Below are 24,054 nucleotides of genomic sequence, written 5' to 3'. Positions count from 1 at the left end.
CACTTTGGCAGACAGCCTAGATTCCTGACAAAAAATCTTCAGCAGAGGCCAAATCAGCGATTTTTCACCAGTCGCTGCATTTCATCCACACTGATTTCGAGGTCGATCACCCCGCGCTGCTCGGGCCACCAAAGGTCCAGCGTGCTGTCCTTCACCCACCGCTCCAGCGTCAGGCCCGCGATGTCCATGTGTGGCACCGGATGGGCGAAATCAAAGCCCGCCGGGCGGTCGTGACGCGCTAGAAGCAGGGTGTCGCGGTAGCTGAATTGCTCCCCACCCTCGTGGCTGACGCAGATCTCGCCGAGCGCAGGGCTGTGGAGCACGGGGAGGAAATTCTCCACGGCCATGTAGCCGAGCGGACGCGGCCTGGCATGGCTGCCATCCGGCATGAGCAGTGGGAAGCGGCGGCGCAGCATCGCGGCTATGTCCAGTTGGCCGCCATTGTTCGGGTTATCCAGACGCTTCAGCCAAAAGTCGAGCCGATAGCCCTGCCTCGGCGTGATTGACTGCGGCACGCGGACCACTTCCAGCATCGGTTTGGAAAACACCCGCTGCATTTTCTGCACAGCCAGACGCAGCCGCCACGGGCGCTTCATCGCATCGGCATCGCCCGCCTCGGTGTAGGCCACGAGTTTCTGCATCTCCGGCCCGCGCACATCTTCGGCTGGATTGCCATGCCAGAGCGAATTTGCCGGATAATGCGGCGCGATGGCCGCGACATGATCCTCGCGCATCCAGCGCCACAGACTTTCCTCCTCACGAGTCGTCTCGTTCACCGAGGTGTAGTCGGAAGAAATCACATCCTGCGGCGGCCACTTAGCCTTTCCTTTCGGCACAGGCGCTAGCGCGATGACAGACGCGACATAATCCGGCGGCAGACCAACCAGATGCAGCCCGCGCCAGAGCTCCTGTGCAGGCTCAGCGGGCTTCGTGCCGATATGCAGGGTGAGTTTTGTATCCGTATAGTTCTGCTCCGGCAGCGCACGCCAGTTCCACGGCCAGACATACGACAGCGGTGCCGCCAGCGCCAGACCGCCGATCAGCCACAACCACGAGGCACGAGGGCGGAGTCGCACACTTTGCCACCACGACACCAAAAGCACCGCGAGCAGCAGACCACCCGCCACGATGGCACCGCAGCGCTTTTCTCCGCTCCATTCGGAGGACACGATCACCCACTGCAGCCCCAAGATGATGATCAGCGCCACACAGCTCAGCACGATGTTTTGCCGCATCGAGTTCGCCTGACCGATCAGTCCTGCCACCACCACGCCCAGCAGAGCCGCAGGCAAAAAACCTTCCACGAGCAAGCCCAGCCATTCCTGGAATCCAAAGCCGTAACCAGCGAACTGCGGCAGCCCATGCGCCACCCATGGCAGCAGCAGTGCCAGGGTGAAAAAGATGGCCTTCCCCGCCCACACTACCGAGCGGCCCGCCGGACGCGTGTGAGATGCCACCTCCGCATTTCCCGGCGCATCGGCACGCACGGATCTCGCCACGATGACCAGCGCGAGCAGTGCAGGCACCGTCACTGGCAGCGCCGCTTCCTGCGGTTTTTCACGCAGTGTCTCAAAGCAGGCCAGCATGAGGAAGACCCACTCCAGCAGCACCAGCCCGCGCTGATGCCGCCACTCGTGCGCGACCTGATGACGCACACGGCGGAGGAATGAAGGATGAGTCAAAACAGAGGTCATGGCAGCAGTTCCCAAATCATCTTTTTCGCGTCATAGCGGTAGTCCTTCGCCGACCTGCGGCGGCTTTCGAGGATCAGCGCAGGCACCTCGCGCAACGTGATCTGCCGGCCAAACACCGCGTAATAGGAGTCGCAGAGGCGGAGCCGGACCGAAACGCCCGTCTCCTCGCGCGTGCCCCACCAGCGTAGCAGCCAGCCCAGCGCCGCCGCATCACCTGACACCGCTTCGGCGGCGACGACTTGTGACTCATTGCTCTCCAAATTCACCCGACGCGGCAGTCCCGCATATTGACGATTCACCTCCCGCAGTGCCTGCTCACGATATTTCGGATCAGCCGCCAGCGTCCGCAGGTTGAAACCGTCTGCTGTGCCGCGAAACAGTCTCCAAAGCTCTTCAATCGGTATCTTCTCTTCGTTCACCAGTGGACGGAAAGGCTCATCCGAACCCGACTTCAGCATGGCGATCACCACCGGGATGATCTCGCCACTGTTCCCCTGCCACCACGGCTTGCGCATGAGCTGATGCGTCACCTCTGGCCGACCCGGTTCTGGCAAGAGACGCAGGTAGGACGGCGACTCTTCGCCCTCGCCGCGCTGAAAGCCTGGGATACCCGCATGAAGCAGGATGGCTCCGAGGACATCTCCCTCCTTCTCGATCCTCGCACCCGTGAGCAGCTCGGGATGCTTCACGATGTAGGTCGCGATCAGCTCTCCCATCTCACGATCATTGCCCGGCCACTTTGGCTCCAGGTTTTCAGTCCATGCATGCCGCCCATGATAGCTGCTTGAGGCACTCATCACCGCCGCCACAAATCTCGCCATCTCCTCGCGTGGCGCATCCACGGCAGGACGTTTCAGACCCCGCAGGTGAGTCAGGAACTCCTCACGCGGGTTTTCGCGCTGACGCAGAGTCGGAGCCACCGAGGGCCATTCAGAGCGGTCGTCGAGCTTTTCACTCAGGCGCAGGTCCGTAATCTTGGCCTCATGCCGCGTGCTGCCGATGTAGTCAGGCTTCAGCCACACAAGCTGCTGGAGATTCACCGTCTCTGGTGTCACGCCTGTGCCGGGGCGCAGCACATCGCCAAACGACACCTTTTTCAGCGTGTGCACCCAGCCATGCCGCATCCCACGCCAGTCAGTGAATCCGTTCACCTCCTTCTGCCAAATGAGCCGCTTACCCGGCGCATGGATCATCAGCATCGGATGCAGCGGCCAGAATATGTTTGGGGTGCCGAGCATGCGGAATCCTTCCCTCACCGTCAGCGTGATCGACGTCGGTGATTTCGAGCCTCGACCATCCTTGCCGACTTCGATGTCCACCACCTCCAGCTCAGCCTCTGGCGACGTGATGCGCGCTCCCACCTTCAGCGGCGCATTCCCCAGCTCGCGCATCTGAATCCAGTGCACACCCCAGCGCATGTCCACCTCCACAGGCGTCTCTCGATCCTCCATTTCAGGCAGGTAGGGCAGATACATCCAATTGTAAGTGTTGCCGGAATCCATCGTCAGCGCATCCGCAGGCCATGGCGCGGGCAGGTCGCCACCCAGAGCACGTGCAAACAAGATGTGGCTGGCGGAAGACGGGGTCTTCGATGTCGAATACCTGGCCGGAGAAGTCGGCAGCTCACGACCCTTTTGGCGGAAGATGGAACCATCATCCCAAACCGATGGCACCACACCGCGAGGCAGGTTTTCAAACTTCAGCTCTCCCCTCATCAAGAGGCGCGCGTTCATCTGATCATCCGTGCTAGGATCAGCCCGAATGTCCCGCGCCTGAACCTCGGTTGGCGACTCTTGGAGATGTTTCAGCAAGCCCGCATCCGTCAGCGATTGCTGGGACATGTCCATGATCGGCAAGACGGCGACAACTTGGCAAAGGAGCAGCAGCAGCGCCAACAGTGAGAGCCGCATGAATAAAGAAAGCCCCTGCCGCTGATGCCACACCAGTAGCGCCACCATCAGCGGCCCGATGAGCCCCACCGACTGCACATAGCGCATCGGCTCCACGAGCGGGAATACATTTGAAGGCTCGAAATCGATCAGCTTGAAGACCTGCGTGAGGATCTCTCGCCCATACTCTCCGATCCACAGTGCAAAGAACACCACCAGCGCCACATAGCGCTGCCAGTTCCGAAACAGCAGCACTGCCGGCAGCACCCACAGCGCGACCGCTCCACCCACGAAGCACTGCTCCGCCATGCCGAGCCCGACATCGCCCCATGGCCGCCGCAGCAGCACGAGATACAGCCCCGACTCCAGCGCCATCGGCAGCACCACGAGCAGCAGCCAGACGAGCAACCGAGCCATCCAAAAATGCCGCCGCGCGAGCGGCCGAGTCGCCGAAAACGCACGCCCACCCTCCGCCGAATCCTCTGGTGCTCCGCTGATACCCACCCACAGCGCCACCATCCAAAGCAGCACCGCCATCATCTCATAAAGACCGTAGGTAGCGTCCACTTTCATCGGCAGCACCCAGCCCAAGCTCATTGCCAAATCGAAGCCCAGCACGGCGAGAAACACGACCCACCTCGGCCACAGCCAGCGGAACTCTTTTCGGAAATGATGGAGGACCGAGCTCATGGCTTTTTGGGCTCAAGTTTGGGTTCCGGCATCACCTGAGCCATCTGCTCGGGAGTGATCTCCAGTTCCACGATGCCGCGCTCCTCAGCGCGCCAGAGACTGGCATCTTGTTGATCGATCCATTCATCGTGGGTGCGCTGGAGGATTACCTGTTGCTCACGCGGGTGCCAGAGGCGGACTTCGAAGCCTTGGTTCTCCTCATGGAGCCAGAGGCCGCTGTGATCCTGCCAGATGACATACCGTGGCTCGCGGCTGACGAGGCCGAGAGTGTGGGCCTCGTTCTCGCGCAGTTCCTTGTCTTCGAGCACAAGGAAGAAATCGTCGTCCAGTTCATGCTTCCGCGCGGTGGCATTGCGGAAGGCATCAATGGGTAGCACGGAGGAGGCGAGGCGATGAACGCGGCCGTGCATCTCCCATGCATCGCGCAGCCAGGCGAAGGCATTCAGTTCTAATCTCATGCCGGGACGGATGAGGAATGTGTTTTCTTGTGTCCACATCTGCCGGTAAGGCATGGTGGTAAGGCGTTTCATCTCATGCACGACGAGCCGCAGCCGCCAGGGACGCTGGATGGCATCCTCGCGTTTCAGGCGCATGCTTTGCAGCAGCGCATCAAGCGTCTTGCGACCGTTGTACACCGCATCGTTGCGGATGTGGTCCCGCCAGAGCGTGGTGGCGGGGTAGTGCTTGAAAAGCGCCCGCGTGTGGTCGTGGTGCAGCCATGAGCCGTAGCCGCGTTCGGTGCTCGGGGTGTCCGTGTGGCTGCCTTCGGGCGGCCAGGGCTCGTTTTCACGAACAGGCGCGAATTCGAGGATGCTGACGACCTCATCTTTGCCGAGGCCGGTGATGCGCAACGTGGGCCAGAGGCCGCGTCCGGGCGTTTTGTCCGCCGGATCGGCCTTTCCGAACTTCAAAGCGAGTTTGGAGGCGTTGGCGTATTGATTCTCGGGACGCGTGATCCACTCCGTGCGCCAAGTGTGGTCGATCCAGGCTGAAACAAGCAGCGTTCCGAGCAACAGGCCCGCCGCGCGGAGTCGCCGCCTCGGCACCGTGGCGCACCACCAGGCCGCTGTGAGGCCTGCTAAAGCCAAAAGCGCCGCGACGAAGCTGCCGCAAAGCTGAACACGCTGTGTTGCTGGCGTGATTGGCTCCGGTTCGGTCCAGGTCTGCTGCATGGCCAGCCACACGCCCGCACCGACGAGCGAGAGCACCGCCAGGGCGATTACCTGACGCGAGGACGAAGCCAGCGCGGTCACTCCGCCCGCCAGGGCGCAGAGCAGACCAACCGCGAGCAGCACCGCGCCGCTCATGGCCGCCCATTGAACCGCGCCGAGGTCAAAACCGCGCCAGCCGTGGCTCAGCACAAGCAACAGCGGTAGCAGCACGGCGGTGAAAATGAAAAGAAGCTTCCCGCACCACAACGCCGCCTGTCCCACAGGCCGCGTGAGGCTGAAGGTATCGGTGTTTGAGGGTGAGTCCGCGCTGACGGAGCGCCATACGACAGCAGCACCTATCAGCATGGGCGTGACCGCCAGCCAAAGCTCCAGATTCACATAGGCGAACGGCGAAAACGTGTTCTTCGCCTCCAGGACACGGTGCCACTGGCGCAGGACAAGCACGAGTAGCCACAGCAGCACCATGAACCGCTGGTGCCGCCACTCGACACGGCATTGATGGATGACACGAGCGAAGAAAGGTGCGGCAGTCATGGCTTCAGAAACCTCCAGGCTCGTTTTTCAGGCACATACACAAAATCGCTCACCTTCAGGCGGCGGAAAAAGGGCCGCCGCTCGTGCTCGGGCATGCGTTTGTCCCAGAAGCGACTGCCGTCGGCTTTCAGTAGGGATGGATAGGGGGGACCCGACACCTCGCGGCCCGCATCGCCATCGAGTCCCAGCCATCGCAGGCAAAGCTCGAAGGCCTCCACCGAGCCAAACTCCGCCGCGCACTCCACACTGCGGTTTGACTGCATGGATTGCATCAGCAGGACGGTGTCCTCGAACTCCTCCTTCACCACGGTCTCGATCTGCGGCCGTGTTTCCGGTTTTTTGTCCAGTGCGTGGATGATTTCGCCGTGAAAGTCATGCCGGGCTTCCTGCATGAGTCTCGCAGCCACTTCGGGATCGTCTTTCCAGGCCAGCAGCAGCGCCTTCGCTCCCGGCGGCAGCACGGGGGACGCTAGGAGGCGGGGCTTGTGCCGTTTCGCCACCTCCGCCCAGCCTTTGCGCACGACGAGATCGGCCAGCATGGCGTGACTCGGAGCGCGTTCGACCAGCGCCTCACGCTGATCCTCGTTCACAAAGCCTTCGAGCAGGTTGTTTGGCGGTTTGTTGGACCAGCCGGGCCATTCATGTGAGCGCAGCTCTAGCATCAGCGGCAGATGATGCCGTCCCAGTGGCTCAAACGCCTGCGTGATCTGCAAATGAGACCCATTGGAATACACCGCTCGTGTGCCTGATGCCGCAGAGAAGAGATCATAGACATAGCGTCTGGCTTCCTTCTCGCTGCTTTCAGCGGAGGGCGGATTCAGAGTCGCCACGCGCTCTTGGAAGGCTTTCGTCTCACGTCCGCGGTAAAGAACTTCGGACTCGTCCCAACGGAGCTCGTTGCCCCAATTGGAAGGAATGTCCGCCAGCCGGATTTCAGGCGATTTCCAGCTCGTGCGACTCTGGCCGAGAAAACGACTGCGCAGCAGGATGAGCCGCGCGGCGGCGAGATCGACACCGGTCGGCTCGCCATCGGCATGGTTGAGGATGTTACTCCACGTCACCTCCAGCAGCGAATGACGCCAGCCCGTGTGATCGCCACGCTGGCTCACGATCGTCTGCTTCGTGGGTTCCAGGCGGACCAGGCGCTGCGCTGGCAGATGCAACAGGATGGCCTGCCCGTTTTCCGCATCCCAATGCGCCAGCGATTCCTGATGCAGGAAAAGTGTGAGCGCCCCAGGCTTGGGTCCCTCTGCAGGACTGACGCGCAGGATTTTCCAGCGCACTTCATCACACTCCGCACTGGCATTTGCAACGACGGGCATCTCCAGCGCCAGATCCCGCTGGAACCAGTCCACCATGAAATCGGTCTCGATCCCGAGCAACTCATCGAACTGCGGATGTGGTTCGGAAAAAGCGGCCAGTGGAGTGAGCGGCTGGTCGTTCAGCGTCCACTTGGGCATGTACTCATCATTGGGCATGAACAGCGTGCTTTTGGGGAAGAAGCCACTCAGCACCTGATTCCCGCGATAGACCTCCCACTGCGGGGTGAAGTAGGCCGAAGGACGATACGGATGGTTCTCTGCACTCTCAACATGGCGGGATGAACCTGCCTGAGTGAAAACACTGCTGATAGGTCGAAGCACCACATGCACGTCCTTCATGCCCGTGATTGCCTGCAACTTACCGCGAAGCAACGGGCCAAAACTTTGCTCAGCGCCTTCAAATCGGGCTTCGGCGAGATCGAAGGCCGGTTGGAGATTTGGAGCGAGTTTTTGAACGAGTGCCGCATCTTGCGAAACCGGCGGCGAATCGCCCCACGATCCGAATCGGGCCGCCAACAAGCCCAGCAGGCCCGCGAGCGAGGTCAGCGCAAGGCGTCGCCGAAAAGAATAGCCATGAGTCAGGTGCCGCCAGACCAGCGCGCTGCTCAATAAGGCAAACACGCCCCACCCCAGCGCGAGCATAGGCCAGGTCTGGTAAAAACTGATCGTGCCCGAATCCGCCGTCGCGACATCGAGTAACTTCGACGCGACGAACAGTGTGAGCGCGAGGGTCAGCAGCAGCTTCCACACCTCCCTCCGCTGCCACAAGCCCAGCATGGGCAGCAGCCACGCGGTGAAACCTGCCGCAAAGCAAAGACGCTCCGCCATGCCGCGCAGCACATCTCCAAACGACCTGCCAGAGAGTTCGAGGTAGAGTCCGTTTTGCAAAACGACCGGCAGCACGATGAGCAGCAGCCAGATCAAAACACGCGCCATCCAATACGCCTGCGCGGGCAGCGGTCGTGTGCTGATGAAGCTGCGGTCTGTGCCCGGCCGGTCCTCAGGACAGGACAGCAGCAGCGAAAGGCCGCTGAGCAGAATCACCACCGGCAAATACGCCAGCCAGCTTGGCGACGCCACACCCGCGCGCAGCGGCAGCAGCCACTCCAGATTGACGGCCAGCTCAAAGCCCAGCAGCGCCAGAAAAGCGAACCAGCGCAGCCGCAGATAGAAGAACTCTTTGCGAAAATGATGCCGGACGAGGTTCATGGTTCATTTCCCTTCGAGACGGTAGGCGCGGGCGAGGGCAACGAAGATCTCACGCAGGCTCATGGGGCGGATTTCAGGCGCGGAGGCGGCTGGCAGTGCCTCACGAAGTGCGGTGGCGAGCTGTGCGTCATTTTGAAAACGGCTGGCAGTGAAGCGCAGTGTGCGGCCAGCCTGTTCGGCGTGCAGCCAGTCGGTGGGTAGGTTCACCGGCGCTCGCGCTTGATCGGGCAGCACGATTTCCACAGCACGGAAGCGGCTTTGCAGGCTGTCGCTCGTTTCATCGAGCGCGAGCTGGCCACGATTGATGATCGCGATGCGGTCGGCGAGGCGCTGGACTTCTTCGATGTCGTGCGAGGACACAAAAACGGTCCAGCCTTCCTGCTCGGTGAGTTCGAGGAGGCCGCGGATGAATTCATCGCGCACCAGCGGATCGAGTCCGCTGAAGGGCTCATCCAGCACGACGAGCTTAGGCCGATACGCGAGGCTGCTGAGCAGGGCGGCTTTCATCCTCATGCCGCGGGAGAGGTCTTTGAGCTTCGTGGTGAGCGGAAGGTCGAACTGCTTGAGCAATTGGGCCTCGAAGGCCTTGTCCCAATTCGGATAGAGTGGGCGGCAGTAGTCGAGGAACTGCTTCACAGTCATCCACAGCGGCAGTTCCATGTTTTCAGAGACGTAGCCGATCTGGGTAAACTCCTTCGGTCCTAGCTTGCGTGAATCAACTCCCAGGATTGTCGCGCTGCCACTGTCAGGACGGTGCAGGTTGAGCAGGCATTTGATCGTAGTGCTTTTGCCAGCGCCATTCGGGCCTAGAAAGGCAGTGACCTGCCCCTCCGGCACTTGCAGGCTCAATCCGGCGACGGCATCGGTTTTGCGGAAACGTTTGTGGAGGTTCTCGATGGTGATCATAGGCTTTTGAGGTGGGCGATGACTTGGTTGAGGGTGAGATTGAGGTCGGCGGCTTCCTTCAGCAGCGCCCGGCACTCCGGTGTGATCTGCGCGAGCCGCTCCGCGAGGTCAGGCTGGTCCGGCACCGTGACGACCATGCCGATGCCGGGCCGTGAATTGAGCCAGCCGGCGTCCTTGAGCAGCAGCACGACCTTGTGCGCCGTGGTGGGGCTGATGCGCAGTTCCTGACTCAGGGTGCGCACGCTGGGAAAAGTATCTCCGGCCTTCATCTGCCCCGTGAGGAACGCCTTGCGCACGGCCAGCAGGATCTGGTCGGAGGCGGGCGTGCCGTCGGTGAGCTGGATGGAAAAAGGCAGCATGGGCTAGGTGTGACTAGTGTAACAGCACAACTAATACACTGGCAAATGATTTTCCTGTTTAGCGTTGTCTTGAGTTCTAATTCCTGCCTTCCTTTCGCATGAGTTCAGCTCCATCCACCCGCTCGCCTTGGTATCGCATCCTTTATGTCCAGGTGCTCGTGGCTGTCGTGATCGGCATCGCCCTCGGATACTTCTTTCCAGCTCAAGGGAAGGCGCTGAGGCCGCTCGGCGACGGTTTCATCAACCTGATCAAGATGATGATCGCTCCCATCATCTTCTGTACAGTGGTGCATGGCATCGCCTCCATGAGCGATATGAAGAAGCTGGGGCGAGTGGGTTTGAAGACCATTTTCTACTTCCTCTCCGTCTCCACCCTGGCGCTGATCATCGGGCTGATCGTGGTGAATGTGCTCAAGCCGGGCGTGGGCTTCAATGCGGACCTCGCGAGCCTCGGAACCAAGGACACGGAGGCCGTTCATGAGTATGCGAAGACGGCGGAAAAGACGACGGTCGTCCAGTTCCTCCTGAACATCATTCCCAAGACTTTCGTCAGCGCCTTCACGGAAGGAAATCTGCTCCAGGTGCTGCTGGTCGCGCTGCTCACCGCCTTCGCCTTGATGTCTCTGGGAAATCGCGGCCAGCCACTGCTACATGGCATCGAACGCATCTCCGAGGTCTTCTTCGCGGTCATGCGCATGGTCGTCAAAGCGGCACCCATTGGAGCTTTTGGCGCGATGGCATTCACCATTGGCAGTTACGGCATTGGTTCCCTGCAAAAGCTGCTCTACCTCATGGTCGGCTTCTACGTCACGGCGGCTTTGTTTGTGTTTATCGTCCTGGGATTGATTGCGCGCTGGGCTGGATTTTCGATCATCCGGTTCCTGGCTTACATCAAGGAAGAGATTCTACTCGTGCTTGGCACCAGCTCCTCAGAGACGGTGCTGCCGCTGATGATCCAAAAGCTGCGCGGCCTCGGCTGTGCGCCCGCGACCGTGGGATTTGTCATTCCCACAGGTTATAGTTTCAATCTGGACGGCACCAACATCTACATGTCGATGGCGGCCATTTTCCTCGCGCAGGCCACGAACACCCCCATGGATCTCAGCCAGCAAATCGGCCTGCTGCTGGTGGCGATGATTAGTTCGAAGGGGGCCAGCGGTGTCACTGGGGCGGGTTTTGTCGCCCTTGCGGCCACCCTTTCAGCGGTGCCGGGCATTCCGATTGAGGCTATGGCCCTATTAGTGGGCATCGACCGCTTCATGAGCGAGTGTCGTGCCATTACAAACCTCATCGGCAACGGTGTCGCCACCATCGCCATCAGCCGCTGGGAAGGGGAGGTCACGCCTGAGGTGCTCAATGCGAACCTCCGCGATCCCGTGAAGCTGCCAGAGCCGGGTTAAACCACACCACCACCGAGGAAGAGGCGCAAAATCGCCACGATGGCGACGGCGACATTGATGATGAGGCCGATCTTCCTTTCAGGGAAGGAGCCGAAGATGATGCCCACCACACAACCGGCCAGCGTGGCCCAGAGCGTCCAGCCCAGGAGGGGGATAATCCCAAAGATCATGAGCACAGCGCACACGAGACCGATGACGATGGAGAGAGCCTGACAGAGAGTTTTCATAGCACCGCGAATCAGGAACGAATCCACGTCACAGCCAATCGAATTTTCGTCTGGCATTGTAAACGTTGCGCCACATTCTGGCGGGCATGAGCACCACTCTCATTCGTCACGAAGGCCACACGTCGCGCGAGCGCAGCACCTGCGGCTGGCGGGACCGGCTCATCAGCCGGGAAGATGAATCTTTGCATCCCGCCGCATGGGCTCATGCGGTGGACATTGATGGCGCGAAGCCCCACTACCACAAACGCTCCACCGAGCTCTACTACGTGCTCGATGGCGAGGGCACGGTGTCACTCGATGGCAGCGTGCATGAGGTGAAGAAGGGCTCGCTGGTCCACATCCCACCGGGCGTGGTGCATGGAGCGAAGGGCAAGATGCGTGTGCTCGTCGTCGGCATTCCCGACATCGCCGACGACGATTACTTTCCCGTGGAAACTTAAACCCGGCGCCAGCGCTGGAAGGTCTCGATGGCTTCGTATTGGGCGAGGCCAAGCGAGTCGTAGTTTGTGGCGTTTTGGCGGTTCGACTCGGGCGAGCTGCGCTCCAGCGATGACAGCGCGCCGTAGCGGCCGAGCGCACGGGCTTTGCGCTCGAGCTGGGTGGGACTGAGGGGAATCGCCATGTCGATCTCGTGGCCTTCGAGCGGCTTTTCTTTGCCGCGATAGAGCCAGAGGCTGCATGAGCCGGCCCACTCTTCGCCTTCGCAGGCTTTCATCGCGGCTTCCAGCACCTTGAAGCAGATGCCGGAGACGCTGCTCGGGTCGGCTGCATCGCCGGTGGTGTAGATCTGATGCGGCTTGTGCTCACGCAGCAGGGCGACGAGGACATCGACATCCGCTTTCGTGCTCTTGAAGCGGCGATAGCGGCCCTCTTCGTAGAAGGGCAGATCGAGGAAGAGGACGTGATCATTGTGGACACTGCACGCGTTCGCCGCATCACGCAGTTCGCCGCGCAGGATGAGGGCTTTGAGCTGGCGCAGCAGCGGTGTGTCGGCACCGAACTCACCTTTGTCGGCGAGCATCCCGAGCGCCTGCTGCGCATACGCGGTCTGGGGCGACCACGCGGTGGGATTGCTGACGACGCCGGCGAGTTCGCGCAGTGTCTCGGCGAATTTGTCGGCCTCGCTGTCGGGCACGCGGAGGTTGCCGCTGGTGAGTGAGACGACGCGCACGTCGTGGCCCTGCTCGGAAAGTCGCTCCAAAGTCGCGCCCATGGAGACGACGGCATCCTGCGGCTCGGGGCTGAGCACGAGGCAGCGTTTCGGATAGGGGTTCGCGCGCTCGGGGCGGTAGGTGTCATCTTCGTTAGGCTTGCCGCCGGGCCAGCCGGTGATGGTGTGCTGGAGTTGGTTGAAGATGCGGATGTTGAGCTGATACGCGGGGCCTTGCTCGCTGAGCAGATCGCCAAGGCCATGCTCGTTGTAGTGCTCGTCGGTGAGCTTGAGCACGGGGTTGCTGATCTGATTTGCCAACCAGCAAACGGCGCGGCGAGTCTCGCGAGGAGTCCAGGAAACCGGGCCCACGAGCCAGGGCAGTTTGATGCGCGTGAGTTCGCGCGAGGCACCGGTGTCGATGTAGAAATGCGCGTTGGCGTGACCTTGTAGGAACGACGCGGAGATCGCTTCCGTCATCGGACCTTCGACGGCTTTTGAGACCATCTCGGCCTTGTTGTCGCCCCAGGCCATGAGCACGAGTTTCTTGCCTCGAAGAATGGTGCCCACCCCCATCGTGATGGCAAAGCGCGGCACGTTTTCCTCACCTCGGAAATCTGCGGCAGCGTCCTGGCGCGTCACTCGATCGAGCGTGATGCGGCGCGTGAGCGAGTCGCGGCTGGAGCCGGGTTCGTTGAAGCCGATGTGTCCCGTTCGGCCGATGCCGAGGATCTGCAAATCAATGCCGCCGAGAGCGTCGATCTTTTCTTCATAGTCGCGGCAATGGGCGAAGACCTGATCGCTCGCCACCTTGCCGCTGGGGATGTTGATGTTCGCCTTCGGGATGTCGATGTGATCGAAGATCTGGTCCGCCATGAAGCGCGCGTAGCTTTCCGGATGGTCGGCACCGAGGCCGTAGTATTCGTCGAGGTTGAAGGTGACGACGTTTTTGAAGCTGAGGCCCTCTTCTTTGTGCAGGCGGATCAGCTCGCGATAAAACGGCACCGGCGTGGAGCCCGTCGCCATGCCGAGCACGACGTTCTTGCCCTGCTTCGCCCGTTCCTCGATCAACGCCCGCACCTCGGCGGCGAGCTCCTTTGCCGCAGCGGCAGAGTTTTGGAAAATGCGGGTGGGGGTCTTCTCGTAGGCTTCAGCAGCAGATCGGCGGGGGGCGGTGGACATGGTGGGCGGCTAGGTTGGAGCACCCATACTGGCGCACTTTCCGCTCCGCTCAAGACCGCGAGATGATGGGATGTGGTATCAAACACCCCAGATTCAGGCTTTTCCAAATCCTCCACCGCCCGGTGTTTCGATGATTACGCGATCTCCGGCTAGCACGTCGAAACTGGTGCAGCCTTCGAGTACCGTCTCGATGCCGTCTCGCACTAGCCTTTGCTGACCTTTTTGACCTGAGTGACCTCCATTCAATCCGAAGGGCTGCTCCACCCGATGCTGCGTGAGCAGGCTCACCGTCAGCGGCGCGGTGAACTCGAACTCGCGCACGACTCCATCACCGCCGTGCCACTGACCGGCACCGCCGGAGCCGTGGCGGATGGCGAACTGGCGGAGGCGGACGGGGTAGCGCTGCTCGATGATCTCGGGATCGGTGATCGCGGTGTTTGTCATGTGCGTGTGCAGCGCGTGGGCACCGTGGTAGCCCGCGCCTGCACCGCTGCCTCCGGCGATGGTTTCGTAGTAGCCGAAGCCTGAGCCGCCGAAGAGGAAGTTGTTCATCGTGCCTTGCGAGCAGGCCTGAAGATTCAAAGCCTTGATCAGGGTATCGACGAGCCTTTGGGAGACCTCGACATTGCCACCGACGACGGCGGGATCGCGTGCGGTATCGCCCGTGAACGCGGGATTCAGCAGCGAGGTGGGCAAGATGATCTCCAGCGGCTCCATGAGGCCTTCATTCAATGGCAGATCCTCCTGAAGCATGAGGCGCATGACATACAAAATGGCACTGCGGACGATGGCGTTCGTGGCATTGAGATTGCGCGGATGCACGCCCGAGGTGCCGGTGAAGTCGAGTGCGAGCTTGTCCGCTGACTTGCGCATCGTGACGGCGATCACGCTGCCGTCGTCGAGCTTTTCACTCGCGAAGATGGCGTCGGGCAGGCGCTGGATTTGCTGGCGCATGACCTTGGCGGAGTGATCCAGGATCTCATTCATTACGAGCGGCAGGCTTTCGCTGGCGAGTGAGCGGAGGCGCTCGACACCGTGGAGATTCGCAGCGAGCTGAGCATGCAGGTCGGCGAGGTTGTCGGCGAGGTTTCGGGTGGGATGCAGCGCGGTGGTGAGCAGGGTGCTGACTTCGTCAAAACAGGACTCGCTAGCGCGAATGAGATGTCGCGGTGCGATGACGACGCCTTCCTGAATCAGGCGTGTGGCATTCGCGGGCATGGAGCCGGGCGTGATGCCGCCGATCTCAGCATGATGCGCACGATTGGCGATGTAACCGAGCAGCGCGTCGTTTTGAAAAACGGGCGTGATGAGCGTGACATCGGGCAAGTGCGAGCCGCCGAAGGCCGGATGATTCGTGATGATGGTATCGCCGGGCTGCATCAAGACCGCAGCGGCGACTTCACGCACGCAGACGCCGAGTGCACCGAGATGCACGGGGATGTGCGGTGCGCTGGAGAGCAGTCTTCCTTTCGAATCAAGCAAGGCGCAGGAGAAGTCGAGCCGCTCGCGGATGTTTGTCGAGATGGCGGTGCGGCAAAGCAGCGCGCCCATGTCGCTGACGATGCTGTGGAAGCGATGGCGGAGGAGGTCGCGCTCGATCACGGGCGCGGCGGTGGTGGTGCCTGTGTGATGCAGAATGTGGCCGAAGCCAGCCGCACGTTTCACGCTCCAACCCAGTGACACGACGATGGTGGAGAAGGCGTCTTGGATCAGTGAAGGAGGTGGATCAAGTGTCTCTAAGTGAAGTGGGCACTCCTGCCCGCTGGTTTGGCTTTCGCGCGTGATGGTGCGGATGGAGACGATCTCGATCTCTCGGTTTTGTGGAGGTGGGTAGCCGAAGAGTCGCTGGTAGGCGCTGCGGTAGAGAACAGGTAAGTCGTGAGGATTTGTGAACTCCACCTGGAGCGGCGTGTCCTGGCCTTTGAGCCGGAGTTCGGCGATGCGGGTGGTATGGGCATGGGACCCATGAGTCACATGCGACTCATGGGTCCCATCCGAAGACGCCAAAAACTCAGAGAGCCGCATTCGCACTTCCTTCTCCGTGATCTCCTCCGGCACGGCCTCCTGCAAACCCACCGCGCTCAAAATGCCCGCGTGCTCCGGCACGAGGATCGTCTTCATGCCGAGACTCTCCGCCACGGCACAGGCGTGCTGCGGACCTGCGCCACCAAACGCGAGCAGCGCGTGATCCGCAGGATCGTAGCCTTCGCCGATGCTGATGCGGCGGATGGCATCGGTCATGTGCTCGATGGCGAGTCTTAGCAGCGCGTGGAGCAGCTCCGTTTCGCTCAAAGTGCCGTCGGTTTGCGTATGGAGCTCATGCAAACGCTGCCGAGCCGCTTCGAGATCGAGCGGGATCGGCGCGCGGGTGGGATCGAAGCGGGCGAGGAGCAAATTCATGTCCGTGATCGTCAGTGGTCCGCCTTTGCCATAGCAGGCGGGGCCGGGATTTGATCCGGCGCTTTCGGGGCCGACGGCCAAGCCGTGATGCGTCATGCGGCAGATGGAGCCACCACCGGCAGCGACGGTTTCGATGTCGATGCTCGGCGCGAGCAGCTTCATGCCTGCCACCTCCTGGCTGAAGCGATAGCCGGGGCGTGTGTCGATGCGTGCCACGTCCGTGCTCGTGCCGCCCATGTCGAAGGTGATGATCTTCGTATGGCCGAGACGGCGAGCAGCGTTCGCGGCCCCGATGGCTCCGCCTGCCGGGCCGCTGAGCAGCATGTCCTTCGGGCGGATGTCGGCGGCGGTTTTCAGCCCGCCCGCGCTGGTCATGACATGCATGTCTGGCGACACGCAGCAGATGCCATTTAAAAAGGACTGCACCGGCGCGTGCAGATACGCATCCGCCACCGTGCTCTGCGTGCGCGGCAGGAGTTTGGCAAAGGCGGCGGTCTGGTGGGAAAGCGTGAGGTGCGTGAAGCCTACCTCGCGCAGAATTTCGGCGACACGCAGCTCGTGCTGCGGATGCGCGTGACCATGAAGAAGCGAGATGGCAGCCGTGGTGATGCCTTTCGCCAGACAATCCATGGCTGCCGAGCGAACGGCGGATTCATCGAGTGATTCGAGGACTTCGCCGCTGACACTGAGGCGCTCGGGCACCTCGCAGACGACTTCGTGGAAGATAGGTCGAGGCTCGTGTTTGAGAGCGAAGAGGTCGCTGCGGCGTTGATCGCCGATGCTGAGCAGATCGCCGAAACCTTTTGTGATGAAGAGGGCAATGCGGCCGCCTTTCCGCTCCAGCAACGCGTTCGTGGCTCGTGTCGTAGCGATGCGAAGTCGCAGCGGTGGGAAGGTTTTTCCCGGAGGCGTGTTCGTGAGGATACGGGCACCGAGCACGGGGGCTTCCTCGCCCGTGGTGAGTTCGAGGAGAGTGCCGGGAGGCCAGTGATTCAGAGCGGACTCGTCTTCGATGAGTCGGCTTTCACTTTCATCGACGGCGCGGATTTGAAAGCCGACGAGGAATCCTGGTGGCAAAGGCGGCAGGCCGTGGAGCTGCCCATCGCTGCTCATCACCGCACGCAAGCAGCCGTTGGAGAGCACCTTGCAGCGAGACTCACGGCCCACGGGATCGAGGGCGTGGCAATCAGTAAACGTGCCGCCGGTGTCGGTGGCGATGCGCCAGGGTGCTTCGGGGTTGGTTTTGACAGGATTCACAAGATTGCCAGGATGAACAGGATTCAAACCAGCAGGAGAAGAAATCCTGTAAATCCTGCCATCTTGTAAATCCTGTATCAAAGAGCCGCGACCTCCAAAGCAGTCTTGCAAGCTCGCCAAGCAGCCGCCACCATCGGCGCGCTATGCTGAAACTCGGACTCATTGGTTGCGGAAAGATGGGCGGCGCGCTCCTGCGCGGCGTGGAAAAGGCGTTGGGCAAGAAGGAACTCGCCGTGGCACTGAGCGATGTGGTGCCCGCTGCTGTTGAGGCTTTGCAAAAAGGTCTCACCTGCGCCGTGACGACCGGGACGCCTGCGCAAGTCGCGGCGGCATCGGACGTGGTCCTGCTCGCCGTGAAACCGGGGGACATGCAGGCGCTTTGCAAAGAGCTGTCGAAGGTGAAAGGCAGCCGCCTTTATCTGAGCATCGCTGCGGGTTTGAAGGTGGCGGATTTGGAAAGCTGGCTCGGAGTGAAGCAGCGCGTCATTCGCTCCATGCCAAACACGCCTGCACTCGTGGCGACGGGTGCGGCGGCTTTCTCACGCGGCAGCACGGCCACGGCGGACGACGCGGCACTGGCAAAGAAGATCCTCGGTGCCGTGGGCACGGCGGATGAGGTTTCTGAAAAGCTGCTCGATGCCGTGACTGGCCTCAGCGGCAGTGGTCCGGCGTATGTTTATACGGTGATCGAGGCGCTGGCCGATGGCGGTGTGCTCATGGGCCTGCCACGCGCCACGGCGCTGACTTTGGCCGCTCAAACCGTGGCTGGTGCCGCGAAGATGGTGCTGGAGACGGGCAAGCATCCGGCGGCATTGCGCGATGAAGTCACCAGCCCTGGCGGCACCACGATCGCAGGTCTGGAACAACTCGAAGCCCATGGCCTGCGCAATGCGCTGATCCAGGCAGTGCGCAAGGCGACGGAGAAGAGCGTGCAACTCGGCGCGAAGTAAGGGCGGCTAGAGCTTGCCCTTGCGCAGGATGTGAACGCCCAACATGCCGAAGGTGATCATCGACGGCACGGCGAGGAAGTGCAGCCAGACGATGAGCGTGTTCGCGTAGTCGAGCCCGGCGAAGTTCGAACGTGCCCATTGCAGCACGAGCCAGCCAATGACGAGGCTGATGCTTCCCAAAAGGGTAACGAGCAGGAAGAAGAGGCTGCCTTCATTCATCTCAATGAGCTTGTGCGTGATGGCGCGGGGTTGCTCGCTCTTCTGGAGGAACATGGCGGCGGAGAGCATGTAGATCTGCGTGCCGACGAGTGCGGCGAGCAGCAGCAGCACCTGGCTGTGGACTCCGAAGATGCTGAGCCCGGCGACATTGACGATGCCGGTCATACCAGCGATGCCTTGCAGAACGGTGGCGAGGACGATAAGCAGCAGGCCGCCGAGCTCGAACATGCGTGGACGCTCGGAGAGGATGAAGAGCAGGTGCCTCATGCCATCGCGCCAAGTGCGGAGATGCGGTGTGCGCTCGACGGGTGGCGGACGCAGGCCGGAGACGATCTCGACGGTGCTGGCTTTCTTTTTCAGTGCCTTGATCAGCAGCTCGGAGGCGAACTCCATGCCGCTGGCGCGGATATCCCAGGTTTGGTAAGCGGTCTTTTTCAGGCAGCGGAAGCCGGAATTGCAGTCGCTCAGTTTGCCTTTGAAAAGCAGATTGATCAGGCCGGTGAGCACTGGCGTGCCGAGGATGCGATGCAACGTGGGCATGGCTCCAGGCTCGATGACGCCCTTCATGCGCGAGGCGATACCCATGTCGGCATCGGCCTTCGAGGTGGTTTGGTACAGCTCCAGCGAGTTCTCGTAGAAGTAGGTGCCATCGGCGTCGGCAAACATGACGTATTTGCCCTCCGCCGCTGTGATGCCGCCGCGCAAAGCTGCGCCGTAGCCTCGCTCGGGCACAGGCACCACGCGAGCACCCCGATCTGTGGCGATCTGGCGCGAGTCATCCGTGCTGCCGTTGTCGGCCACGACGATCTCGTATTTCAGCGATGGATCGACTTCGAGCGACTTGCGCACGGCGTCGATGCACAGCGCGATGGTGCGGCTTTCGTTGAGGCAGGGGAAGACAAAGGTGAGATCCATGGAGAATGACGAATGACGAATTTCCGAATGACGAAGCCCGAGTGATGCAAAGGGTCGCCGAAGCACTTGAAGCTTCTGTTTAGACCGCGAGTAGCTCCTTCGCCGCCTTCTCGATGGCTGGCAGGAGCTCCGCAGGAAGATCGATCAGGAGGGGCAAGGCAGGACCGGTTTGTGCGATGCCAGCAAGTGCCACGGCGTGATGCAGGACGAGGATGGGGCTGTGCGCGTTGCGGAGGTCTTCGAGCGGCTTGAAGATGGCGCGGATCTGCTCGGCTTTCTCATAATCACCGGCATGGATGGCGTGCATCATGTCCGTGCTTAGCTGGGGCTTCACGCAGACGCAGCCAGCGGTGAAACCGGTGATGCCGAAGTCGCGTAAATGGATGATAGCCGGTTGCTCGCCGATGCCGGACACGATGAGGTCGGTGTTCACCAGCGTGATGAGTTTGCTGAGGTAGGCGTCCTGCGCGGGGTCAGGCTTCACGACGGCGTATTTGATCCAGGAGATGAGGCCGTCATTCACGAGCTCAGCGGCGAGCTCGGGGGTGATGTAGGACTCGTCTTTGATGTAGAGCACGGCTTTCAAACCGGAACGCTCGACGAAGTGGCGGATGGCGGTGGCCACACCAGCGGGCTTAGAGGGGAAGAGCGTGGGCAGAAGCATCGCCGTGGGGAACTCATGATCTTTGAGCATCGCGGCCTGATCCATCGCGGTGCCATACATGGGGCCGACGCTGGGGACCATCCAGAGATCCTCGGGGGCAATCTCACGCAGCATGGTGAGCAGGGCGGGATACTCGGAAGGGGCGATGTTGTAGAGGTTCGCATTGCCTCCGTAAAGCAGGGTGCGGATGCCGCCGGCATACATGTGATTTACGAGCTTTTCGTTTTCCGCACGGCTGAGACTGAGGTCGGCGTTCCGGCACAGCGGCGGGACGGCGATGACGGAGCTGCGGAGATCGGCGGTGGTGACGGGCGTGGTCTTCATGCGGGCGCGCATAGAACGGAGGCCGGGCTTTTGGGCAAACGGAAAGCTGCGGGAAGAACGGGCGCGTTCAGTCCACAAACAGGAACTCATTCGAGTTCAACAAAGCGTGGCAGTAGTCGGCCAAAGCTCCTTGGAAGCTGCTGGCGAGCTTGGTTTGCTGCTCAATGAAAGTGACCCCGGTGGTGATCTCCTTCTCGGTAGCAATTCGGGAAAGGCAGAGACGAGTGGCAGCGGAGATGATGGCACGGGTATCGGAGCTGTGCTTCTCGGTCAGGGTGGTGGCGAGCTTCGCGGCAGTGTCGTGGGCGAACTCGGAGTTCAGCAGCGTAAGGGCTTGCGGGGCGGTGGTAGATTCATTTCGGCGGGCGCAGCTTGTTTGCGCATCAGGCCGGTCGAAGAGATCGAAGAGCGGGTGGCGGAGATTACGGCGAGCGAACACGTAAATGCTACGGCGGGTGTGCTCGGTGACATCGTCCGTGATCTTGTACTGACCTTTCAGCAAGGTGTCGCTGACTTCCTTGGGCATGGGCAGGCGCACGCCGGGGCCGCCGGGTTTGAGATTGAGCTGGCCAGAGACGGCGAGCATGGCATCCCGCAGCATCTCGCCGGTGAGCCGGCGTGGACTTTGTAGTTCGGCCTTCAGGCCGTCAGGAGCTCCTGAACGGCCTGAAGGCCGAACTACGAGCGAAGACTGCCGATAGGTCGGCGACATGACGATGAGCTTGTGAAGCTTTTTCAGGCTCCAGTTTTGCTGAGGAAGCTCGGCGGCGAGCCAGTCGAGCAGGGCGGGATTGCTGGGAGCTTCTCCCTGATGACCGAGGTCGCCAGGGACGGCGGCGAGTGGTTTGCCGAAGTGCTGCTGCCAGAGTCGATTCGACATGGCGCGGAGGAAAAGGGCGTTGTCCTTGCTGGCGAGCCATTGGGCAAAGGCGGCGCGGTCGGACTTGTCCGTGCTGCCGAAGATGCGCGGGATGGCGGGTTTGATCTCGGGCCCGGGGCGTTTGAAATCACCACGCACGAAGACGGTGCTGGCGGGCACGCCTTCGGTAAAGACACGCACGCTGGGGCCGAGCGGCTTGCGCTCTTTGGGCAGGACGGTGTTATCAAAGAAGGCGCGTAGGCGGTAGAAGTCAGCCTGGCTGATGGGATCGTAAGGGTGATCGTGGCACTGCGCGCAGCCGACGGTGAGCCCGAGTCCGACGGCACCGACGGTGCTTGTGATGTCGTTCAGCAAAACGTGGCGGCGCTCAGACTGGTTGTTCAGGTCCGGCATGTCCGGCACGGTGAAGAGGAAAGCCGTGGCACTTGCATCGCCGTTTGGAAGAAGATCGCCAGCGATCTGCTGCTGCACGAATTGATCGAAAGGCATGTCGTCATTCAGCGCTTTGATGACCCAGTCCCGATACTGCCAGGCGCGACTGCGCTCAGCGTCATACTCAAAGCCATCTGTCTCAGCGAAGCGTGCGAGATCGAGCCACCACTGGGCCCAGTGTTCGCCGTAGTGAGGAGTGGCGAGAAGCTCATCCACGAGTGCCTCATAATCTTTCTCCACGTCAGTGTTTAGCGGTGGCAGGCCGGTCAGATCAAAAGTCACCCGCCGGATGAGCGTGGCAGCATCGGCTGGCGGGGACTGCGGCGGCGAGAGCTTTTCGAGGCTGGCATCCGCACTCGTTTTCGCCAGCGGCTGGAAGGCCCAGTGCTCACGGTCCTTTGCCGTGATGGGCGGCTCATCCTTCACCGGATCAGCCGAGGCATGAATGGCGACGGCATGGGATTGCGTCACGCCGAGCAGCATGCCCAAAAGTACCATCGTGATTCGCAGATGCTTCGTCATTCGATCAGTCGGATTTCATCATTCCTCACGCCAGCACGCCCTTCACCACATGGCACTCATTCACACCAGTGAGCTTTTGATCGAGGCCGTTCAGGCGGAAGGTGAGGCGGTCGTGATCCATGCCGAGGAGGTGCAGGATCGTGGCGTGGAGGTCGTGGATGTGGACTTTGTCCAGCGCGGCACGGAGGCCGAACTCGTCGGTGGCTCCGTGGACGTGACCGTGCTTCACCCCGGCACCAAAGAGCAAGGTGGTGTAGCCCCAGGGGTTGTGATCGCGACCCACGCCTTTTTCACTCATCGGCATGCGGCCAAACTCGCCGCCCCAGATGACGAGTGTGTCATCGAGCAGGCCGCGCTGCTTCAGGTCGCGGATCAAACCGGCGACGGGCAGGTCGGTGCGGGCGCTGTAGTCGCTGTGATTTTTTAGGACGTTTTCGTGGGCGTCCCAACCATTCGTATCGCCGGAGTAAATCTGCACAAAACGCACACCGCGCTCGATCATGCGACGGGCGAGCAGGCAGCGGGTGCCGAACTCCTTCGTCGTCGGATGGTCGATGCCGTAGAGATGCTTCGTGGCTTCGGTTTCGCGGGAGATGTCCACGGCTTCAGGCGCGGCGGATTGCATCCGAAAGGCCAGCTCGTAGGCGCGAATGCGGGCATCCAGCACGCTGTCGCCCTCATGCCGGGCGAGATGGGTGGCATTCATCTGCTGGATGAGGTCCAGCGTGGCACGCTGACGAGCGCTGTTGTGCGGGCTTTTCAGATCCAGGATGGGATGCTCGCCAGCACGCATGGTGGTGCCTTGATAAGTCGCTGGCAAAAAGCCGCTGCCCCAGGCTGGCGGCCCGCCTTTTAGCCCACCACTGGGATCAGGCATGACGACAAAGGCGGGCATGTCCGCGTTCTCCGTGCCGAGACCATACGAGACCCAACTGCCCATGCTCGGCTTGCCCATCTGGATGGAGCCCGTGTTCATCTGATAGACCGACTGCGGATGATTCACGCTGTCGCCATGGCAACTGCGGATCACGCACATCTCGTCGGCCAGCTCGGCCATGTTGGGCAGGAAGTCGCTGATCTCGATGCCGCTCTGCCCATGCTTCCGAAACGGCTTCACCGGCGCGAGCAGCGGGTTTTGCGCCACTTTCCGCCGAGTCTCGACGGCTCCGTAGCTATCTGGCAAAAGCTTGCCCGCATGGCGGATGAGTTCGGGCTTCGGATCAAAGAGATCCACATGACTCGGCCCGCCATGCATGAAGAGCCAGATGACGCGCTTCGCCTTCGCCGGGAAGTGGGAGCGCCCTTCACCGCCCAGCGCATCGCTTTGCAAAAGGTGCGAGCAGGCGATACTGGACAAGCCCACGCCCGTGCTGCCGAGAAATCGGCGGCGAGAGAAGAAAGTCGGTGAGTCCATGGCGGGAGAACGTGCTCATCCAGCCACATCCATCATCTCTCTGCGTCATAGTCGCCGAGCTATCCCGCTGAAGCTTTCGAGGAGAAACACCGACCTGCGAGGTGCGGCTGGAATATCCCTATGTAGAAACTCCTCGCTTGGCGCTTCGGCTTGCGCGTTCAGAGCTGGCACTTGTTCCTGCAGGGCTACTTTTTGCTCCGTCAAGGGCAGCAATTAACCCCTGGCACTCCTAGGCGGTGTTTGAAAACCCTCAACAACCGTATCTGAGCCAGTCGATGATGGAGGCGAATTGAATGAGGGAGAGGAAGTGAAGGGCAAGCTTGTCGCGCCTTGTGCTTGAGCA

The 24,054-nt window shown here is 61.3% G+C and carries 16 protein-coding genes; 3 read left to right on the top strand and 13 right to left on the bottom strand.

Features of this window, described 5'->3' with window-relative positions; all coding sequences use genetic code 11:
• Nucleotides 1–53 precede the first annotated feature (53 nt).
• Genes AC6FTP_RS12705 through AC6FTP_RS12680 form a run of 6 tightly spaced genes read right to left on the bottom strand, consistent with a single transcriptional unit; the run spans nt 54 to nt 9,775 of the window.
• Nucleotides 54–1,694, bottom strand: coding sequence for a hypothetical protein (locus AC6FTP_RS12705; protein ID WP_497207292.1), 1,641 nt, complete (start codon nt 1,692–1,694; stop codon nt 54–56).
• Nucleotides 1,691–4,273: a hypothetical protein gene (locus tag AC6FTP_RS12700; protein WP_497207291.1), complete on the bottom strand. Its 2,583-nt coding sequence runs from the start codon at nt 4,271–4,273 to the stop codon at nt 1,691–1,693. Before AC6FTP_RS12700 ends, AC6FTP_RS12705 begins: the two co-directional genes overlap by 4 nt.
• Complete coding sequence (locus tag AC6FTP_RS12695; RefSeq protein ID WP_497207290.1) at nt 4,270–5,979, bottom strand: hypothetical protein; 1,710 nt, start codon at nt 5,977–5,979, stop codon at nt 4,270–4,272. Before AC6FTP_RS12695 ends, AC6FTP_RS12700 begins: the two co-directional genes overlap by 4 nt.
• Complete coding sequence (locus AC6FTP_RS12690; RefSeq protein ID WP_497207289.1) at nt 5,976–8,510, bottom strand: hypothetical protein; 2,535 nt, start codon at nt 8,508–8,510, stop codon at nt 5,976–5,978. Before AC6FTP_RS12690 ends, AC6FTP_RS12695 begins: the two co-directional genes overlap by 4 nt.
• A 3-nt stretch (nt 8,511–8,513) precedes the next feature.
• The gene (locus AC6FTP_RS12685; protein ID WP_497207288.1) at nt 8,514–9,416 is read right to left on the bottom strand and encodes an ABC transporter ATP-binding protein; all 903 of its coding nucleotides are present in this window, start codon (nt 9,414–9,416) and stop codon (nt 8,514–8,516) included.
• A complete protein-coding gene (locus AC6FTP_RS12680; protein ID WP_497207287.1) occupies nt 9,413–9,775 on the bottom strand; it encodes a GntR family transcriptional regulator in 363 nt (120 codons plus the stop codon). The genes AC6FTP_RS12685 and AC6FTP_RS12680 overlap by 4 nt, the downstream gene beginning before the upstream one ends.
• A gap of 98 nt (nt 9,776–9,873) precedes the next feature.
• Between AC6FTP_RS12680 and AC6FTP_RS12675 the strand changes: the two genes are divergently transcribed.
• Nucleotides 9,874–11,175 carry a dicarboxylate/amino acid:cation symporter gene (locus AC6FTP_RS12675; RefSeq protein WP_497207286.1) on the top strand — a complete coding sequence of 434 codons (1,302 nt, stop codon included), beginning with the start codon at nt 9,874–9,876 and terminating at the stop codon, nt 11,173–11,175.
• Here the strand turns inward: AC6FTP_RS12675 and AC6FTP_RS12670 are convergent.
• On the bottom strand, nt 11,172–11,402 hold the full coding sequence (locus AC6FTP_RS12670) for a hypothetical protein (protein WP_497200975.1): 231 nt from the start codon (nt 11,400–11,402) through the stop codon (nt 11,172–11,174). The two genes, AC6FTP_RS12675 and AC6FTP_RS12670, sit on opposite strands and share 4 nt — an antisense overlap.
• An 86-nt stretch (nt 11,403–11,488) precedes the next feature.
• Here AC6FTP_RS12670 and AC6FTP_RS12665 point away from each other — a divergent pair, with 86 nt between their 5' ends.
• Nucleotides 11,489–11,842 (top strand): cupin domain-containing protein, encoded by a 354-nt coding sequence (locus AC6FTP_RS12665; RefSeq protein ID WP_497200976.1) that lies wholly within the window; start codon nt 11,489–11,491, stop codon nt 11,840–11,842.
• On the opposite strand, the gene nagB is transcribed toward AC6FTP_RS12665, so the two are convergent.
• Together nagB and AC6FTP_RS12655 are read right to left on the bottom strand one after the other, a co-directional pair.
• Entirely contained in the window at nt 11,839–13,734 is a 1,896-nt protein-coding gene (nagB, locus tag AC6FTP_RS12660) for a glucosamine-6-phosphate deaminase (RefSeq protein WP_497200977.1), read from the bottom strand. The genes AC6FTP_RS12665 and nagB overlap by 4 nt on opposite strands.
• A 93-nt stretch (nt 13,735–13,827) precedes the next feature.
• Nucleotides 13,828–17,391 (bottom strand): hydantoinase B/oxoprolinase family protein, encoded by a 3,564-nt coding sequence (locus tag AC6FTP_RS12655; RefSeq protein WP_497207285.1) that lies wholly within the window; start codon nt 17,389–17,391, stop codon nt 13,828–13,830.
• 143 nt (nt 17,392–17,534) lie between these two features.
• Here AC6FTP_RS12655 and proC point away from each other — a divergent pair, with 143 nt between their 5' ends.
• Nucleotides 17,535–18,341: a pyrroline-5-carboxylate reductase gene (proC, locus tag AC6FTP_RS12650; RefSeq protein ID WP_497207284.1), complete on the top strand. Its 807-nt coding sequence runs from the start codon at nt 17,535–17,537 to the stop codon at nt 18,339–18,341.
• A 6-nt stretch (nt 18,342–18,347) separates the two neighbouring features.
• Here proC and AC6FTP_RS12645 read toward each other — a convergent pair whose 3' ends face one another.
• From AC6FTP_RS12645 to AC6FTP_RS12630, 4 genes are all read right to left on the bottom strand, one after another.
• Complete coding sequence (locus tag AC6FTP_RS12645) at nt 18,348–19,475, bottom strand: glycosyltransferase family 2 protein (RefSeq protein ID WP_497207283.1); 1,128 nt, start codon at nt 19,473–19,475, stop codon at nt 18,348–18,350.
• A 79-nt stretch (nt 19,476–19,554) separates the two neighbouring features.
• Nucleotides 19,555–20,463: a dihydrodipicolinate synthase family protein gene (locus AC6FTP_RS12640; RefSeq protein ID WP_497207282.1), complete on the bottom strand. Its 909-nt coding sequence runs from the start codon at nt 20,461–20,463 to the stop codon at nt 19,555–19,557.
• 67 nt (nt 20,464–20,530) lie between these two features.
• Nucleotides 20,531–22,297: a DUF1549 and DUF1553 domain-containing protein gene (locus AC6FTP_RS12635; protein ID WP_497207281.1), complete on the bottom strand. Its 1,767-nt coding sequence runs from the start codon at nt 22,295–22,297 to the stop codon at nt 20,531–20,533.
• A gap of 25 nt (nt 22,298–22,322) precedes the next feature.
• Nucleotides 22,323–23,711 (bottom strand): DUF1501 domain-containing protein, encoded by a 1,389-nt coding sequence (locus AC6FTP_RS12630; protein WP_497207280.1) that lies wholly within the window; start codon nt 23,709–23,711, stop codon nt 22,323–22,325.
• Nucleotides 23,712–24,054: the final 343 nt, after the last annotated feature.

The organism is Prosthecobacter sp., from assembly GCF_044378005.1.
Classification (GTDB): domain Bacteria; phylum Verrucomicrobiota; class Verrucomicrobiia; order Verrucomicrobiales; family Verrucomicrobiaceae; genus Prosthecobacter.
Note: the sequence above shows the minus strand (reverse complement) of the source record. Positions and strands in the feature narration are given on the sequence as shown.

Excerpts from the sequence above, each read along its gene's own strand:
- AC6FTP_RS12705 (WP_497207292.1), bottom strand. The coding sequence starts at position 1,694 with ATGACCTCTGTTTTGACTCATCCTTCATTCCTCCGCCGTGTGCGTCAT.
- AC6FTP_RS12700 (WP_497207291.1), bottom strand. The coding sequence starts at position 4,273 with ATGAGCTCGGTCCTCCATCATTTCCGAAAAGAGTTCCGCTGGCTGTGG.
- AC6FTP_RS12695 (WP_497207290.1), bottom strand. The coding sequence starts at position 5,979 with ATGACTGCCGCACCTTTCTTCGCTCGTGTCATCCATCAATGCCGTGTC.
- AC6FTP_RS12690 (WP_497207289.1), bottom strand. The coding sequence starts at position 8,510 with ATGAACCTCGTCCGGCATCATTTTCGCAAAGAGTTCTTCTATCTGCGG.
- AC6FTP_RS12685 (WP_497207288.1), bottom strand. The coding sequence starts at position 9,416 with ATGATCACCATCGAGAACCTCCACAAACGTTTCCGCAAAACCGATGCC.
- AC6FTP_RS12680 (WP_497207287.1), bottom strand. The coding sequence starts at position 9,775 with ATGCTGCCTTTTTCCATCCAGCTCACCGACGGCACGCCCGCCTCCGAC.
- AC6FTP_RS12675 (WP_497207286.1), top strand. The coding sequence starts at position 9,874 with ATGAGTTCAGCTCCATCCACCCGCTCGCCTTGGTATCGCATCCTTTAT.
- AC6FTP_RS12670 (WP_497200975.1), bottom strand. The coding sequence starts at position 11,402 with ATGAAAACTCTCTGTCAGGCTCTCTCCATCGTCATCGGTCTCGTGTGC.
- AC6FTP_RS12665 (WP_497200976.1), top strand. The coding sequence starts at position 11,489 with ATGAGCACCACTCTCATTCGTCACGAAGGCCACACGTCGCGCGAGCGC.
- nagB (WP_497200977.1), bottom strand. The coding sequence starts at position 13,734 with ATGTCCACCGCCCCCCGCCGATCTGCTGCTGAAGCCTACGAGAAGACC.
- proC (WP_497207284.1), top strand. The coding sequence starts at position 17,535 with ATGCTGAAACTCGGACTCATTGGTTGCGGAAAGATGGGCGGCGCGCTC.
- AC6FTP_RS12645 (WP_497207283.1), bottom strand. The coding sequence starts at position 19,475 with ATGGATCTCACCTTTGTCTTCCCCTGCCTCAACGAAAGCCGCACCATC.
- AC6FTP_RS12640 (WP_497207282.1), bottom strand. The coding sequence starts at position 20,463 with ATGAAGACCACGCCCGTCACCACCGCCGATCTCCGCAGCTCCGTCATC.
- AC6FTP_RS12635 (WP_497207281.1), bottom strand. The coding sequence starts at position 22,297 with ATGACGAAGCATCTGCGAATCACGATGGTACTTTTGGGCATGCTGCTC.
- AC6FTP_RS12630 (WP_497207280.1), bottom strand. The coding sequence starts at position 23,711 with ATGGACTCACCGACTTTCTTCTCTCGCCGCCGATTTCTCGGCAGCACG.